The following is a 13,768-nucleotide window of genomic DNA, read 5'->3' on the forward strand; positions in this document are numbered from 1 at the left end:
GTGCAGGCACTGGTCATCGGGGCTGGTCCCGCCGGGCTGATGGCGGCGCAGGAACTGGCGCAGGCCGGCCACAGCGTCACCATGGCCGAGGCCATGCCCACCCCGGCCCGCAAATTCCTGATGGCCGGCAAGTCGGGGCTGAACCTGACCAAGGACGAACCCGCCGCCGATTTCGCCGCCCGCATCGACAGCCCGGCCACGCCGGGCACCCACGCGACCCTGACCGTTCAGCATCTGCGCCAAATGGTGCACGATTTCGGCCCCGATCAGGTGATGTCATGGGCGCAGGATCTGGGGATTGCGCTGTTTACCGGCTCGACCGGGCGGGTGTTTCCGGTGGGCATGAAAGCCTCGCCGCTGCTGCGGTCATGGCTGGCGCGTCTGACCGCACAGGGCGTCAGCCTGCGCACCCGCTGGCGCTGGCAGGGCTTTGCCAATGACGGCACGCTGGACTTTGCCACCCCCGAAGGCCCCCGACGGATTGCCGCGCAAATCACGGTTCTGGCGCTGGGTGGCGCCAGCTGGCCCCGGCTGGGATCAGACGCGGCATGGCTGCCATGGCTGGAAGACTGCGGCATCCGCATTGCCCCGTTCCAGCCCGCCAATATGGGAATCCGGGTGGGCTGGACCCCCGCCATGGCGCGGTTTTTCGGACAGGCCGTCAAAGGCACCGCCCTGCACGCAGGCGGCCTAAGCAGCCGGGGCGAATGGGTCATTGCCCGGCACGGGGCCGAAGGCGGCGGGATCTATGAAATCGCCAGCGCCCTGCGCGACGGCGCGGCGGGTCGCATAGACCTGACCCCCGACCTTGACCACGCCACGCTGACCAACCGCCTGACCCGTCCACGCGGCAAATTATCGGTGGGCAACTGGCTGCGCCGCATCCTGTCCGACCCGGTCAGAACCGCCCTGCTGATGGAATGGGGCCAGCCGCTGCCGCGCGACCCGGCCATGCTGGCGGCGCTGATCAAGGCCTTGCCGATCCGCCATGACGGGCCGACAGGTCTGGATCGCGCGATCTCAAGCGCGGGGGGCATCGGTCTGGACGCGCTCAGCCCGGATCTGGAACTGACCGCCCTGCCCGGCACCTTCGCCACCGGCGAGATGCTGGATTGGGAGGCCCCGACCGGCGGCTATCTGCTGACCACCTGCCTGGCCACCGGACGCCATGCCGGACGCGCCGCGGCCCGCCTGCTGACCACCGGGGCCGCTTCTTCGTTGCCCAAATACCCCGGCTAGGCCCCCGCCGCGCGCTGAAACGCCGGTCGGGCGCGCATCCGGTCCAGATAGGTGGTCAGTTCATGCGCGACGATGGGGAACCGCGCCGCCAGCGCCCATGTCAGGCAATGGGTCAGAATAATGTCGGGCACCGTCATTTGCGCACCCATGACGAACGGCCCCTCGCCGATGCGATGGATCAGGGTGGTCTGGCTGCGCTCGAATTCCCAGCGCAGGGTGTTCTTGATCCCGGACAGGCGCTTGTCCTCGGGCAGGACAAAGGAATGCCGCGCGGCCATCCACAGATTGGCGTCGAATTCATCCAGCAGGAACTGGGTCAGGCTGTCCTGCCGCGCCCGGTCCAGCGTGCCGGCGGGGTGGGTCAGCGCGCCGTGCTTGTCAGCCAGATAGGTGATGATCGCGGTCGAATCGGTGATCGGCACGCCATCCTCGACCAGCACCGGAATCTTGCCCGCGGGGTTAAAGGCCGTCACCCCCTCGGATCGCGGCGCGGCGGCGATGTGCTGATAGGGCTGGCCCAGCTCCTCCAGCATCCACAAGACCCGCATGGCGCGGCTTTGGCCTGTTCCGATGACCTGATACATCCTGTCCCCCCCGTTGCATCCCGCCAATGATGCCACGGCCGCGCGGGAATGGCGATTGACATTTGCCCGCCTGTGGCCGCTGATGCAGGGCCTTTGGGGGGGAACGCTGATGTCCGAACGCGCGCGCCTGTTCACGCCGGTCCTGATCGGCGGGTCCGTCATCCTGATGATCGGCTTTGCGCTGCGGGCCAGTTTCGGGGTGTTCCAAATTCCCATCGCGCAGGAATTCGGCTGGCCTCGGGCGGAATTTTCGCTGGCCATCGCCATCCAGAACCTGGCCTGGGGCATCGGGCAGCCGCTGTTTGGCATGGTGGCCGAACGCTGGGGCGACCGGGTGGCGGTGGTTGCGGGCGCGCTGATGTATGCGGGCGGGCTGGTGCTGTCATCCTTTGCCACCACCCCGCAGGCGCATCAGCTGCTGGAAATCATCGTGGGCTTTGGCATCGCGGGCACCGGCTTTGGCGTCATTCTGGCGGTGGTGGGCCGCGCCGCCAGCGACGAAAACCGCAGCCTTGCCCTTGGCATCGCCACCGCCGCCGGGTCCGCCGGACAGGTGATCGGCGCCCCGCTGGCCGAGGCCCTGCTGACCCAATTCCCGTGGCAGACGGTCTTTGTGATCTTTGCCGCGCTGATCCTGTCGGCAATGGCGTTTCTGCCGCTGTTGGGAAATGACAGGCCCCGCCCGCTGGCCGCGACCGAGGCGGGCATGGGCATCGTCCTGCGCCGCGCCTTTGCTGATCCAAGCTATCTGATGATCTTTGCCGGGTTCTTTTCCTGCGGCTATCAGCTGGGTTTCATCACCGCCCATTTCCCCGCCATGATCACCGAAATGTGCGGCCCGATCAGCCCGCTGGGGTCGCTGGCGGCGATTGGCATCAGCTCGACCTCGGCGCTGGGGGCGGTGGCGATCTCGGTCATCGGGCTGGCGAATATGGCGGGCACAATCACGGCGGGCTGGCTGGGAAAGCGCTATTCCAAGAAATACCTGCTGGCGGGGATCTATGCGTTGCGCACCATCGTGGCGGCGGCCTTTATCCTGACGCCGATCACCCCGGCGACGGTGCTGTTGTTTTCGCTGTCGATGGGGGCGCTGTGGCTGGCGACGGTGCCGCTGACCTCGGGGCTGGTGGCCCAGCTTTACGGGCTGCGCTATATGGGGACGCTGTATGGGTTCGTGTTCCTGTCCCACCAGATCGGGTCGTTTATCGGCGTCTGGCTTGGCGGGCGGCTGTATGACGCCTATGGCGATTACACGCTGGTCTGGTGGATCGGCATCGGCGTCGGGGCCTTCAGCGCGCTGATCCATCTGCCCGTGCGCGAACACACCCCGAGGCAGTTGGTCGCAGGCTGAAACCCGATCATTTTACTTGGACACCTTGCGCCGCAGCAGCAACGCGCCTAGACCGGTCAGCCTTTCACCAAGCGGAAGAACCGATATGAACGCTTTTCTGACCGCCACGGGCCGGGTGATTCTGGGCCTGTATTTCCTTGTCCCCGGCGCGATGAAATTCATCGCCTGGGATATGCATGTCGGGCTGATGCAGCATCACGGCCTGCCCTTCATCCCGGTCCTGCTGGCCCTTGCCGGCGCGGTCGAGGTGGTGCTGGGGCTGGCGCTGATCGTCAACCGCTTTACCGGCGTGTCGGCGCTGGTGCTGGCGGCGCTGGTCATTGCCATCAACCTGACCCTGCATGATTTCTGGAATTTCGAAGGGGTCGAGCGCGCCCACGAATTGCAGAACTTTATCAAGAATACCGGCATTTTCGGCGGCCTGCTGGCGCTGGCCGGGTTCAGCCTGCGCCGCGCCTGATCCGGTGCGGATGTGACAACGGGCGGGGGCGGATAACCGCCCCCGACGCGCAGGGGCCATTGCCCCGGCGACCAAGAGGCGGGCGGTCCCAACGGTCAAGGAATCGGGCGACCCCAAAAGCGGGGTCAGACCGCCCCCACCGGGTCCAACCACGCCCCCCATCACGCCCCGCTGTGTCAGACGACCGGCGTCACGCCCCGGCCTGCCCGGCGGCGTCCAGAATGTATTGCGCCACCATCAGGTCCAGATGCGCGCCGCCGCCATTCTTGGCGATGGTGATCTGATCGTCGCTGTCGCGCCGCCACGCCCCCGCCGCGATGTCGTAAAAATCGGCCAGAATGTCATCGGGCGTGATCACCCCGGCATCCAGCGGGATCTGGATTTCACCGATATGGCCGATGGTGGTCTTGCGGCTGTCGACGAACAGGCGGGCGCGGGTCAGGGCGGTGTCGTCGACCTCGCGCATGTCGGGGCGATAGGCGCCGATCAGGTCCAGATGCGTGCCCGGCGACAGCCATTCGCCGCGAATGATCGGGTCGCGGGTCATGGTGGTGGTGGCGATGATATCCGCCGCGCGCACCGCGGTTTCCAGATCATCGGCCACGCTGGCACCGCTGGCATCGGCCAGCTTGCGCGCGCTGTCGGCGCTGCGGTTCCAGATGGTGAACCGGGCCTTGGGGCGGATGGCGCGATAGGCCCCGATCATGCTGGCGGCGACCTTGCCCGCGCCGACGATCAGGATGTCATTGGCATCCGCCCGCGCCAGCAGCCGCGCCGATAACAGGCTGTCGCCCGCTGTCTTCCACTTGGTCACCAGATGGAAATCGACAATCGCGCGCAGCACCCCTGTGGCATCGTCAAACAGGTTCACCGCCCCGTTCACCATGCCGATCCCCCGCGCCGGATTGCCCGGAAAGATCGTCGCCGGTTTCACCGCCAGCCCCAGCCCGTCGATCCACGCGCTGCGGGTCAGCAGCGTGTCGTCGCCGCGATACAGAAAGCTGTCAGCGATCTGCGCCTGCGGCAGGTCATGGGCGGCGCGGATGGCATCGGTCAGGGCGATCCAGTCCAGCTTGGCTTCGGCCTCGGGGCCGATCAGGGTGACGGTCATGGGGGGGCCTCGTGTCTGTGGTCGGGCCAAGGCTAGGGGCTGGGGCGGGCCAGCGCAACCGGCGAGGCCACCGCCCACCCGCGCCTTGGCGCCGGACCTTACAGCCCGGTTGCGTCGAACCGCGCCTGCCAGCTGTTGTCGCGGGCGAAGGCCGGGTCGATGCGGCGCGGGCCGACCTGCTGGCGGGCGGCCTGAATGGCGGCGGGCAGGTCACCCGCGCCCTGCACCAGAAACACCCCGTCCTGCCCACCCCGAGCGGCCATATCCCCAAACGGGGTCGAGATCACCGGCATCCCCAGCGCCCGGTATTCATAAAACTTGATCGGGTCGACCGAGGCCGTCAGCCGGTCGCGGCGAAACGGGATCAGCCCGATGTCGAACCCCGCCATGCGGGTCATGGCCTGTCCCTGCTCGCACGGGGGCAACAGGCGGATATTGCCCGGCAGATCACGCGGCACCGTCCCGTGGCGCGGACCGATCACCGGCACCACCGCCTGTGGCACCAGCCGCGCCAGCGCCACCACCAGCGGCCAGTCGAACCAGCCCGCCACCGTCCCCAGATAGCCGATCACCGGCTGTTGCGGGTCGGGCATGACCGTTCCCACACCGCGCAGGCTGGCCGGGTCCAGCCCGTTGGGCACCAGCCGCACATCGGGGTGCAGCCCCTGCCAGTGCCGATACAACTGCACGCCCGAGGCCCAGACCGTATCGACCCGCCGCGCCATCGCGGCCTCGGTCCGCAGCATCGCGCGGCGGGAAAACCCGTCGTAAAAGGCGGGGAAATCATCCATCGCGTCATGAATGCGCGGCAGGTCGGCCAGCGCATCCAGCGCCGCCAGCGCAAAGCGCGAGGGCTTGCCCGTCACCACCACACATCGCCCGGCATCAGCAAAGCGCCGCATCCCGGCCAGCGCCGCGCGCCAGAACTGGCGGTTCAGGTGCTGCGCGCCGGGCAGCGGCTCGACCGGCAGGCTGCGCAGGCCGGTCACCTGCAACCAGTCGGGGCGCGGGGTGCCGCCGCCGTCGGTCGCGGGGGCGGACAGGCGGCGCAGGTCGGACAGCTTGGGCAGCCGGGTCGGGTAAGGGTCGACCCACAGCACCCGGCCCCTGTGGCGGTCGTGAAACCACGCCGCGAATTTATGCGGGCGCTGCGCGAAGCTGTTCCACGGAACGGGGGAAAGATAGATCAGGTTGGTCACGCCGGCTGCCCATTGAAAGGGGTGGGCAGGGCTGCGGCGCAACGCATCGGCGCCGGCCATCAGCCCGCGCACCCGATGACCCCACGGGTCTGAACCCCGGCCCGCGCGGTGTCAAGCGGGCGACCGGTCCCCAGCCCCGGCAGCGGCGCCATGACCACCCCGGCGGCAGGCCGGTCGCGGCGGCGCTGATGCCCGCGCGGCGTGGCCCATGGGGTCGCCGCCCGTTACGCGCCGCGCCGCGACACCGGTCCCGGGGGGGGGCGGGTGATCCGGGGCCGCGCGGGTGGCGCGCCCCGGACGGGCGGTCAGCCCTGCGCCAGCATATCCTGCGCCAGCGCATGAACGCGGGCAAAGGCGGCATCGGCCCCGGCGGTCACGGCGTCCTCTTGCGCGGGGGTCAGATCGACCGCGTCCAGCGCGGCGATGAAGCTTTGCCAGTGCCGGGCGCGGCCCTCGGGGGCGCCGGCAAGGTGGCGGGCGCCGAAATCATCCGACAGCCCCAGCTTGGCGGCGAATTTGCGCAGGAAGGCCGCGCCCAGATTGGACCCCTCGGCCACATACAGCCACCCCAGCGCGGTCGGCAGGTCCACATCCGCGGCCAATGCGGGCGCGGCATCGGGGTCGCGCGGCGCGGCCCCCAGATCGGCCAGATCCTGCGTGATATCGGCCAGCCGCTGACGCCCCGGCAGGTCGGGGATCAGCGCCGCGTCGTCGAACAGCGCCGCGATGTCGCGGTGAAAGCGGTGCTGCATCTGCGCGAAACGCAGGTAATTCTGGCGGCTGGCAAAGGGTTGGGCAGCCATGACGGTCTTGTCCAGCGCGTCATGCGTGGCCTCGGTGCGGGCTTTCAGGCGCTTGGCACGGCTGTCGGGGGTGGTGGTGTGGTTCATCTGATCCTCAGAAACGCTTGTTGAACATGATATTGACGGACCGTTCCGCACCGGGGGCCTCGTCGATGGGGTTGTAGGATTTGTTCAGCAGATTCAGCGCCTCGATCGTCATCGTCACGTCCTGGGGCAGGTTGACCTGCGTCGCCAGGTTCAGCGTGGCATAGCCCGCCGCGCGGGTCTGACGGTATTCCGAGGTGTCGAAATCCTCGGCCCGGCCCGCGCCGCGCAGGAACAGATCAAGGCTGCCGTCAACGCCCGCCATCTGCCAGTCCTTTTGCAGGCCGATGCGGCCAAAGACCTGTGGGGTGCCGGATTTGAAGCTGCGCTGACCGCTGGCCAGTTCCAGTTGCCGCCGCATGACCGTCAGGTTGCCATAGCCGCGCAGACCCCAGAAGCCGGCAGCGGCCTCGGCCGCCAGTTCAAGGCCCCAGCTGCGGGCGCTTTCGACATTCTGCCATGCCAGCACCTCGCGCCCCGGATAGGGGCCGGGCTGTGCCGCCTTGGTGATATAGTCGCGGGCGCGGCTGTAAAACAGCGTCGCATCCAGCATGGTGCCGTCCCGGTCCAGACGCGCGCCCAGTTCGAACGTGGTGGATTGTTCGGGCTTCAGGTCGGCATTCGGGTTGATGGTCTGGCCGCCCCCGGTCGAGGGCACATAAAGCTGTTGCAGCGTCGGATAGGTATAGCCCTGCGACAGGTTGGCCCGCAGCGCCAGCCCGTCCTGCACCGCCCAGACCAGCCCCGCCGACCCGATCCAGCGGCTGTCGCCATTGCTGGCCTTGCCCTGCGCGACGCCATCCTTGACCAGCCTGTCCAGATCCGAGCCAAGGTGATACCAGCGCGCCCCGAATGTGCCGGTCAGGATCGGGGTCAGGTCGACCTCGTGCTGCGCCCAGACCGATGTCGTGGTCAGGCTGGCCCGGATATCGCGGCGCGTTTGCGCAAAACGCGGCGCCACGCCGTGGCTGGTCAGCTTTACCGCGTCCAGCACATCACGGACATAATCCAGCCCGATGGCGGTGCGCTGGCCGGGGGCAAGGCCAAGATCGGCGCGCAGGTTCAGCCCGGTCATGGTCTGGCTGTCATCCGACCCCGCCACCACGCTGTAGGGCACCGGGCGCGGCGCACCGGGATAGGGGGTCATCACCGTGATCGCATTGCTGAACTGGCGGTCGATGGTCTGGCGATAGGCATCGACGCGCAGCGTGGTCAGCCAGGGCGTCAGGTCGGTGCCCTCGTAAAACGCACCGATCTTGCGCAGCTTGCGTTCCGGCAGGTCGATGCGGAAATCGGTGATCGCCGGGCTGTAATATTCGGGGAACATTTTGGCCGACAGGTCATAGGCCTGCGCCTTGATCCCGACATAATGCTGACCCATGCGATAGCCCAGATGCGCCGCCGCGCTTTTGTCGTTCCAGCCGGATTCGGGCAATTCGCCATCCGGCGTCTGACGGTTGCCGTGATAACGCCGCCCCAGCGTCAGCCGCCAGTCAAAGCTGCCGCTGCTGCCGCCCAGATCGGCGGCCAGCCGGAACCCCCCGGTCGCGGAATAGGCCCCGGCGGTGACACTGCCGCCAAAGGGCCGGTCGATGCCGCCCTTGGTGATGATGTTGATCACCCCGCCCACGGCCTGTGTGCCCTGCGCCACGGACGAGGCGCCCCGGATCACCTCGATCCGGTCGATGGCGGCGGGGTCGATCAGGATCGGCTGGCCGTAACCGGAATGGTCGCTCAGCAACTGGCCGTCGATCTTGACGGCGACGCGGCTTGCGGCCTCGCCCCGGATGCGCAGGCGCTGGATGCCCTCTTCGTCGATGCGGATGCCGGGAATATCGGCCAGCAGTTCCGCCACGCTGCCGGTGTCGCGGCCAATATCGTCCGCCGTCACGACGCTGACGGTCGAGGCGCTGTCGAACTGGGTCACCGGCAGGCCGGTGGCGCGGATCATGATCGGGTCCAGCGTGAACGAGGTCGCGGCATCCTGCGCCGCCAGCGGCAGCGACAGGGCGGACAGGCTGGTCAGGGCCAGCGGGGGAAGCAGGGCAAAGCGCATGGAAACAGACCTTGGGAGGACAGGGGTTTCCTTGCCCTTACCAATTCCCGAGTGTAACCATCAACTAAAAATCTGTGGATAGTTGCCAAAAAGACTTGGGTAACTGCGCGGCGTGGCTTTCCCGCCACGCTGTTCCCGCCGCGACCGGACGCCCGCCACCCCCCGTCGCACAGGCCGCCGCGACGGCACCCGCGCGGGGCAGGGTGGTGGTGCCGGGTGGCGTGATCAGCGGTGGCCGGGGGGCCGCGCGCCCCATGTGTCCGACAGGCGATAGCCCTGCGGCCACGGGTCGTCGGGTTCCAGCATGTGCTGGTGAATGCCGGTGATCCAGCCGCGCCCGCTGATTTCGGGGATGATCGCGGGGCGCGCACCAACCTGCGTCTGACCGATGATGCGCCCGGTAAAGGTTGACCCGATCAGCGACACCGCCGTCAGGCTTTGACCGGCGCGCATCTGGCCGCGCGCGTGCAGCACCGCCATCCGCGCCGACAGCGCCGTGCCGGTGGGCGAACGGTCGACCTTGCCGGGCTGGATCGCCACCGCCGCCCCGGCCCGCAACCCGTCCGGGCCATCGGCAAGCGGCCCGGCGAACAGGCAAAAGGAAATATGCCGCCAATCCGGGTTTTCGGGATGTGCAAACCCCAGCTGCGCATTGGCGGCATTGGTGATGCGCACCCCCATCTGGGCAATGTCATGTGCCTCGGCCTGAACCAGATCCAGCCCCAGCGCGGCGGCATCGACAATCACGAAACTGTCGCCGCCATAGGCGGTATCGACGCACAGCGTCCCCAGCCCCGCGACCTCCAGCCGGGCGTCCAGCGTGGCGGCAAAGCTGGGAAGGTTCTGCACAAAGATCCGCTGCGCCTTGCCGTCCCGGCATTCGGCCCGGACATGGACCAGCCCGCCGGGGGCCTCCAGCACCATGCGGGTTTCGGGTTCGGTCATCGGCACGATCCCGGCATCCAGCAGCACGGTGGACACGCAGATGCTGTTGGACCCCGACATTGGCGGCGTGTCCTCTGGCTCCATGATGATGAAAGCCGCGTCCGCGTCGGGGTGCCGGGGCGGCACCAGCAGGTTGACATGCCGGAATACACCGCCGCGCGGTTCGTTCAGCACGAAATTGCGCAGCACCCCGTCCCGCGCAATCCAGCGGCTTTGGTCCCAGACCGTGTCGCCCGGCGGCGGGGCGACACCGCCGACGATGACATCGCCCACCTCGCCCTCGGCATGGGCGGAAATGACGTGGATGGTTTTGGAACTGCGCATCAGCGCACCACGAAACCATGCGCGAACGGGTCGCGTTCGGCGTCGATATAGATCGTGTTCAGCCCCGTCTGCCGCGCCCATCCCGCGATCGAGGGGATGATGGCGGGGCGTCCGGCGACGGTGGTGGCGGCCTCGACCCGGCCCTTGAAGATGCTGCCGATGATGGATTCATGCCAGAATTCATCACCCGTGGTCAGCCTGCCCCTGGCCGCCAGTTGCGCCATCCGGGCCGAGGTGCCGGTGCCGCAGGGACTGCGGTCAATGGCCTTGTCACCGTAAAATACCGCGTTGCGCCCATGCGCCCCGGCCACGGTCGGCGCGCCCGTCCATTGAATATGCGACAAGCCGCGGATGGCCGGGTGCTCGGGATGCACGAAATCATATTTCTGGTTCAGGGCGGCGCGCAGCTTGGGCGACCAGTCGATCAACTGCCCGGCGCTGTGGTCGGCCATGTCGCGGAAATTCTTCTGCGGCTCGACAATGGCATAGAAATTACCGCCATAGGCAACATCGACGACGATTTCGCCCAGACCCTCGACCTGCGCCGTCAGCCCCTCGGCATACAGAAAGCCCGGCACATTGGTCAGCCGGACCTCTTCGACGAAGCGGCCTTCCTGACGATAGGTGATGTCAACCTTGCCCGCCGGCGTCTCGATCGACAGCCGCCCCGGTTCGCGCGGGGTGATCAGGCCGTTTTCGATGGCCATGGTGATGGTGCCGATGGTGCCATGCCCGCACATCGGCAAACAGCCCGAGGTTTCGATGAACAGCACCGCGACATCGCAATCGGGCCGCGTCGGCGGATACAGGATCGACCCCGACATCATGTCATGGCCGCGCGGTTCGAACATCAGGCCAGTGCGCACCCAGTCGAATTCGCGCAGGAAATGGGCGCGTTTTTCCAGCATATCCGCCCCCTCAAGCCGGGGGGCGCCGCCGGTGACAAGGCGGACCGGGTTGCCGCAGGTGTGGCCGTCGATGCAGGGAAAGATATATTGCGTCATGTCAGAACCGCGAAGCAGAGAAGGGTGAAAGGTCAAGCGCCGGGTCGCGCCCGGTCAGCAGATCGGCCACGATATCCGCCGTGCCCGCCGATTGGGTCAGGCCCAGATGACCGTGACCAAAGGCGCAGATGGTGTTGGGACAGGCCGCCAGCGGGCCGATCACCGGCAGGCTGTCGGGCAGCGACGGGCGAAAGCCCATCCATTGCGTCCCGCCGTCGCTGCGCAGCCCCGGCAGGAACGCCGCCGCCTTTTTCAGCATCGCCTCGGCGCGGGCGAAATTGGGCGGCAGCGACAGCCCGCCCAGTTCCACCGCACCGCCCACCCGTATCCCCGAGCTGAGCCGCGTCACCACGAACCCATGCCCGCCAAAGGTGATCTGGGTGCGCAGGTCGAACGCCCCGGCCGGCAGGGTGGTGTTGTAACCGCGCTCGGTCTCAAGCGGGATGCGGGCGCCGACGCTGCGCGTCAGATGGTGCGAAAACGCCCCCGCCGCCAGCACCACCCGGCCCCGCATCGGCCCGGCATCGGTCATTACCCCGTCGCCGGTCAGGGCCGTGGCCCGCGCCCGCAGGATCTGGCCGCCCGCCGCCCGCACCCGGTCGGCCAGCGCCAGCGTGTAATCGCGCGGGTCGCTGATCGCATACCAGCCGGGGGTAAAGGTGGCATGGGTAAAACGCGGCGCCAGACCGGGCTGGATGCTGGCGATCTGGTCGCCGGTCAGGTGCTGAAATTCAATGCCCTGTTCGGCGCGGGCCTGCCATGCGGGCAGGCTGGCACGAAAGTCGCGCAGCCCCTCATAGACCTGCAACTGGCCGTCACGGCGCAGCATATGGGTCAGCCCGGCGCGGTCCAGAAACGGGGTCAGCGCATCGCGCGACCGCGCCATCAGCGCCGTTTGCGCCAGCGTCGAGGCCCGCACCTGAAGCGGCCGGCTGGCACGCCAGAACCGCCACATCCACGGCACGATCCGCGCGGCATAGCGCGGCGGCACCGACAGCGGCCCCAGCGGGTCCAGCAGCCATTTCGGCGCCTGCCGGATAATGCGTGGCGAGGCCAGCGGGAAAATATCGCTGAAGGCAAAGGCCCCGGCATTTCCGGCGCTGGCCCCGGCGGCGGGGCCGTCGCGGTCGATCACCGTGACCGACAGCCCCCGCGCTTGCGCCGACAGCGCCACCGACAGGCCCACGACCCCGGCGCCAACGACGATCACATCGCTCATGCGGACCTCAATGCGTTGCGGCTAGGAATTTTTGCAATTCGGGCGATTTCGGGGCGTCGAACAACTGGTCCGGCGCGGCGATTTCCGCCATCACGCCCTGATGAAAGAACGCCACCCGGTCCGAGACCTCGCGCGCGAATTTCATCTCGTGCGTGACGCAGATCATCGTCATCCCCTCGGTCGCCAGCATCCGCAGCGTGTCCAGCACCTCGCCCACCAGTTGCGGGTCAAGGGCGGATGTCACCTCGTCGAACAGCATGTATTCGGGCGACATCGCCAGCGCGCGGGCAATCGCCATGCGCTGTTGCTGACCACCCGACAGCCGCCCCGGATAGACCTTCAGCTTGTCGCCAAGTCCGACATGGGTCAGCTGATGCACGGCGACCTCTTCGGCCTGCGCGCGCGACATGCCCTTGACCTTGCGCGGCGCCAGCATGACGTTTTCCAGCACCGTCAGATGCGGAAAGGCGTTCCATTGCTGGAACACGATCCCCAGCTTCTGACGCAGCTTGTTCAGGTCGGTGTCGCGGGCGTGCACATCGGTGCCGTCCACGATGATGCGGCCACCCTGAATCGGTTCCAGCCCGTTGATGCAGGTCAGCAGCGTCGACTTGCCCGAGCCAGAGCCGCCGATAATGGTCAGCACCTCGCCCTTGTCGACGGTCAGGTTGATCCCTTTCAGCACCTCAAGTGCGCCGAAGGATTTACGAACGTTCTGAATCTCAATCATTTTCACGCCACCGTTTTTCAAGGCGACCGCCAAGGCGGGCGATGGGGAAGCTGAGCGCGAAATAGATCGCGCCGGTTACAAGCAGGATGAACATCGGCTCTTGCAGCCGTGTCACAAGGATCTGGGATGCGCGCAGCAGCTCGATAATACCCAGCCACAGCACCAGCGCGCTGTCCTTCATCACCCCCAGCACAAGCCCGATCCAGCTTGGCAGCGCCACACGCAGCGCCATGGGAAAGACGATATGGGTCATGTCCTGCCGCCAGGACAGCCCCAGCGACCGCGCCGCGCGGCGGGTGACATGGGGCACGGCGTCAATCGCGCCGCGCACGATTTCCGTGCAATAGGCCGAACAATACAGCGCCAGCACAAGGCACGAGGTCGTGAATGGCGGCCAGTTCAGCCCGGCAATGGCCTGAAAGGCATTCGCCAGAATCAGCTGGATCAACAGCGGAACGGACCGGAAGATGTCCAGCACAAAGGTCAGCGGCAAGGCCAGCCACGGGCTGATCTGGCTGCGCAGGGTGCCGAACACGATCCCCAGCAGGGTGCCGCCGGTCACCGCGATGGCGGTGATCATCAGGGTCAGCCCGGCGCCTTTGGCCAGAAACATCAGGTCGTTCAGGGTCAGTGCGGTTTCAAACATCTGTCACCCCCCT

13 protein-coding genes are annotated in these 13,768 nt (G+C 67.4%); 3 read left to right on the forward strand and 10 right to left on the reverse strand.

Translation table 11 applies throughout. From position 1 onward, the window contains the following. On the forward strand, positions 1 to 1,239 hold the full coding sequence (locus ACFXP9_RS08690) for a BaiN/RdsA family NAD(P)/FAD-dependent oxidoreductase (RefSeq protein WP_397209156.1): 1,239 nt from the start codon (positions 1 to 3) through the stop codon (positions 1,237 to 1,239). Here the strand turns inward: ACFXP9_RS08690 and ACFXP9_RS08695 are convergent. Further along, on the reverse strand, positions 1,236 to 1,823 hold the full coding sequence (locus tag ACFXP9_RS08695; RefSeq protein WP_397209114.1) for a glutathione S-transferase family protein: 588 nt from the start codon (positions 1,821 to 1,823) through the stop codon (positions 1,236 to 1,238). The genes ACFXP9_RS08690 and ACFXP9_RS08695 overlap by 4 nt on opposite strands. A 109-nt stretch (positions 1,824 to 1,932) precedes the next feature. Here ACFXP9_RS08695 and ACFXP9_RS08700 point away from each other — a divergent pair, with 109 nt between their 5' ends. Both ACFXP9_RS08700 and ACFXP9_RS08705 read left to right on the forward strand, forming a co-directional pair. Then, entirely contained in the window at positions 1,933 to 3,174 is a 1,242-nt protein-coding gene (locus ACFXP9_RS08700; protein WP_397209113.1) for an MFS transporter, read from the forward strand. An 85-nt stretch (positions 3,175 to 3,259) separates the two neighbouring features. Continuing rightward, a complete protein-coding gene (locus tag ACFXP9_RS08705) occupies positions 3,260 to 3,634 on the forward strand; it encodes a DoxX family protein (protein WP_397209112.1) in 375 nt (124 codons plus the stop codon). A 190-nt stretch (positions 3,635 to 3,824) separates the two neighbouring features. Here ACFXP9_RS08705 and ACFXP9_RS08710 read toward each other — a convergent pair whose 3' ends face one another. The 9 genes from ACFXP9_RS08710 to ACFXP9_RS08750 all read right to left on the reverse strand — a co-directional run bounded on the left by ACFXP9_RS08710 (position 3,825) and on the right by ACFXP9_RS08750 (position 13,755). Next, the gene (locus ACFXP9_RS08710; protein WP_397209111.1) at positions 3,825 to 4,745 is read right to left on the reverse strand and encodes an ornithine cyclodeaminase family protein; all 921 of its coding nucleotides are present in this window, start codon (positions 4,743 to 4,745) and stop codon (positions 3,825 to 3,827) included. Positions 4,746 to 4,843: 98 nt separating this feature from the next. Then, entirely contained in the window at positions 4,844 to 5,944 is a 1,101-nt protein-coding gene (locus tag ACFXP9_RS08715) for a glycosyltransferase family protein (protein WP_397209110.1), read from the reverse strand. A 305-nt stretch (positions 5,945 to 6,249) separates the two neighbouring features. Continuing rightward, positions 6,250 to 6,834 carry a biliverdin-producing heme oxygenase gene (locus ACFXP9_RS08720; protein ID WP_397210160.1) on the reverse strand — a complete coding sequence of 195 codons (585 nt, stop codon included), beginning with the start codon at positions 6,832 to 6,834 and terminating at the stop codon, positions 6,250 to 6,252. Positions 6,835 to 6,841: 7 nt separating this feature from the next. Beyond that, positions 6,842 to 8,887, reverse strand: coding sequence for a TonB-dependent receptor plug domain-containing protein (locus ACFXP9_RS08725; RefSeq protein WP_397210162.1), 2,046 nt, complete (start codon positions 8,885 to 8,887; stop codon positions 6,842 to 6,844). Positions 8,888 to 9,112: 225 nt separating this feature from the next. Continuing rightward, entirely contained in the window at positions 9,113 to 10,156 is a 1,044-nt protein-coding gene (locus ACFXP9_RS08730; protein ID WP_397209105.1) for a trans-3-hydroxy-L-proline dehydratase, read from the reverse strand. Then, positions 10,156 to 11,160 carry a 4-hydroxyproline epimerase gene (locus ACFXP9_RS08735; protein ID WP_397209104.1) on the reverse strand — a complete coding sequence of 335 codons (1,005 nt, stop codon included), beginning with the start codon at positions 11,158 to 11,160 and terminating at the stop codon, positions 10,156 to 10,158. The genes ACFXP9_RS08730 and ACFXP9_RS08735 overlap by 1 nt, the downstream gene beginning before the upstream one ends. A 1-nt stretch (position 11,161) precedes the next feature. Then, on the reverse strand, positions 11,162 to 12,379 hold the full coding sequence (locus ACFXP9_RS08740; RefSeq protein ID WP_397209103.1) for an NAD(P)/FAD-dependent oxidoreductase: 1,218 nt from the start codon (positions 12,377 to 12,379) through the stop codon (positions 11,162 to 11,164). A gap of 7 nt (positions 12,380 to 12,386) precedes the next feature. After that, the gene (locus tag ACFXP9_RS08745; protein ID WP_397209102.1) at positions 12,387 to 13,109 is read right to left on the reverse strand and encodes an amino acid ABC transporter ATP-binding protein; all 723 of its coding nucleotides are present in this window, start codon (positions 13,107 to 13,109) and stop codon (positions 12,387 to 12,389) included. Beyond that, entirely contained in the window at positions 13,102 to 13,755 is a 654-nt protein-coding gene (locus tag ACFXP9_RS08750; protein ID WP_397209101.1) for an amino acid ABC transporter permease, read from the reverse strand. The genes ACFXP9_RS08745 and ACFXP9_RS08750 overlap by 8 nt, the downstream gene beginning before the upstream one ends. Positions 13,756 to 13,768: the final 13 nt, after the last annotated feature.

The organism is Paracoccus jiaweipingae (assembly GCF_044335505.1).
In the GTDB taxonomy this organism is placed as follows: Bacteria; Pseudomonadota; Alphaproteobacteria; order Rhodobacterales; family Rhodobacteraceae; genus Paracoccus.